Raw genomic sequence first — 2,380 nt, forward strand, 5'->3', positions numbered from 1 at the left:
CGGCAACATCAGGAACTGGGTGCTGGCACCAATCGTGTGCCTGAACCCGGAGCGGGAAGCGGTACTGCAGCAAACACCAAAGGCAGCGTGACACGCTCGCGCGACAACTACCTTGAAAATCGCCGGGATGTCTAGCGCGCGGCGATTAAATGCGGTGCTGAGCATTATGAATCCGTTACGAACCGCCCCGCTGAGCCAGAAAGCCCCATAGAACGCAGCTTCCAGCCCTCCCCTGCGCTGGCTAGACCAGTCCATTCCAGAAAATTCGACCAATGTAATCACCTCCCCTCTTTACCTTTACAGGTTAGGGGATTAGGTTCCCGCAATAGCAATTGGCCAACGAAAGCAGAAGGACTGCTTACGGTGGGCGGAAGGAAAGACTTACTAACTGGCTTGATATTAGGAAATTTGGGTCATTGCATAAGGACGGTGTGGCGTGGATGGGGTGTACTTTGAGGAATGCAATGGCTATGCACTTTGCTGCGTGGAAAATTTCTCTGATGAACTAAAGGAATCTATCAAAGAGAATTTGTCTAGAATCTGTCATGGCGCACAACAGGCAAGTCGTGGCAGAGAGATGTATAAATATAGCACCACTATTAAAACATTCTGGGAACGCTACAACTCCAAAGCAGCCCTCACTAAAAAAGGAATGCTTGGCGAACTTCTCTCACATGTGATTTTACTTAATCTTTTCCCTCGTTTTGAAGTTGTATCTCCATTCTTCAACCTAGAAGAGCGAAACATAAAAAAAGGCTTTGACCTCCTGCTATATGAGTCCTCAAGCCAAGGAGTCTGGATAACCGAAGTAAAATCGGGTGAGCTTCACAAAGGCAAGGATCAAAGCGCGACGACTGCCGACTTATTATGCACAGCTCGTGATGACTTAAAGCTACGACTCGCTGAGCAACAGCTAAATCATTGGCAAAACGCAATTCATGCCGCCCGCGTTGCCATTGACTCAAAATCTGATTACAAAGATATAGTTATAGAGATACTTGAGTCCGAGGGAGATTTAGTTGCCTGCGGCTCACCTAACAGCGAAGATAACAATGCGTTCCTAGTATCAGCGCTTTTTAGTGAAGTATCTGTAAGAGTTATGGAAAGCACCCTATCGGACTTTTCAGAAGACCTAAAAAATAAAGGAATATTTAGATCTTTTTTTGCTCTCTCCATTCACAAAGGAACGCTCAATAAAATTGAGAGCTTTCTAAAGTCCGAAGCAGGATGCTAGAAAATGAAAGAGCTCACACTTAGACGGCTTGCTAACACTTCTTTTAAAGAACTATATCTAAAATTTCTTTCCGGAATAGACTTGTCAGATTCCGAGATAGTAAAGCTACTTGCCATAGCAGTATTATTTTTAAACCACTCAGCAGCAGATATAAAACGACTAGGCTATAGAATTGTTCTCTTTTACGGCAATCGATCCGGGCGTTATGACGCTCTATATGATGTAGCAATTAACAGCGGTCTCATGCCTGTTTCAGCAGTTATCAACTCAGACCCTGAAAACGACCGAAGACTTTCAGATTCCTTCCTATCAAATTATATTGATAGCTACATTGACACCTTCAGACAGAACGGCCTAGTAATGACAGAACAGCAGTCATTGCTGCAAGATTTCGTCCACAAGGAAACTGATAACTCACTTGTTATTGTCGCCCCCACCTCTTACGGAAAGTCGGAATTAATAATCTCTACAGTCAGAGACAATCCACACAAAAAAATATGTATCCTTGTGCCTTCCAAAGCGCTACTCGCCCAAACTAAAAAGAGACTAGTTGATGCTGACATAGATACTGTCGGAAGGATAGTTACTCACCCAGAAATGTACTCCGACAACAAACAGTGCCGGATTTTTGTTTTAACCCAAGAGCGCCTGACTAGGCTATTGAGCGAGCACTCCGAGCTTTCGTTTGATATTGTATTCGTAGACGAGGCTCACAACCTTCTCAGTGGGGGCAGGCGAAATGAGCTGTTAGCTACATCGATATGCGTGGCTGGTGCAAGGAATAGAGGTACATCATTTAAGTTTCTAACACCGTTCATATGCGACGAGCTCAATCTTCGTGTTCGTTATCTTAAGCTTGGCATCAAAGGCTTCAGAATTGACGAGTACGTAAAATCAGAGCGCTTTCACCTTTGTGACTTTAGGGAAGGCCGCGAAACAGGTGAGCTTCAGCTCTATGATCATTTCGTAAACTCGTGGATATCTCTTGAAACGAGATACAACAATTGCTATGACCTTATCCTAGGGAAGGTCTGAAAAAGACTTCCTGATTTGGCAAAATCCCCCGACTTCACCTCGCCGAGTTTTCCCATGAAGCAGATGACCTTCGCCGACGCCGAGTACGCAGGCAAGCGCAAGCAGACCCGC

General features: G+C 45.0%; 2 protein-coding genes. Both read left to right on the forward strand.

What is annotated here, in order from left to right; genetic code table 11:
* Window positions 1-436 precede the first annotated feature (436 nt).
* Window positions 437-1,234 (forward strand): Hachiman antiphage defense system protein HamA, encoded by a 798-nt coding sequence (locus CW305_RS10485; RefSeq protein WP_104097867.1) that lies wholly within the window; start codon window positions 437-439, stop codon window positions 1,232-1,234.
* A gap of 3 nt (window positions 1,235-1,237) precedes the next feature.
* Entirely contained in the window at window positions 1,238-2,269 is a 1,032-nt protein-coding gene (locus CW305_RS10490) for a DEAD/DEAH box helicase (protein WP_104097868.1), read from the forward strand.
* The last annotated feature ends 111 nt before the right edge of the window (window positions 2,270-2,380 follow it).

The organism is Stutzerimonas kunmingensis, assembly GCF_002929225.1.
In the GTDB taxonomy this organism is placed as follows: Bacteria; Pseudomonadota; Gammaproteobacteria; order Pseudomonadales; family Pseudomonadaceae; genus Stutzerimonas.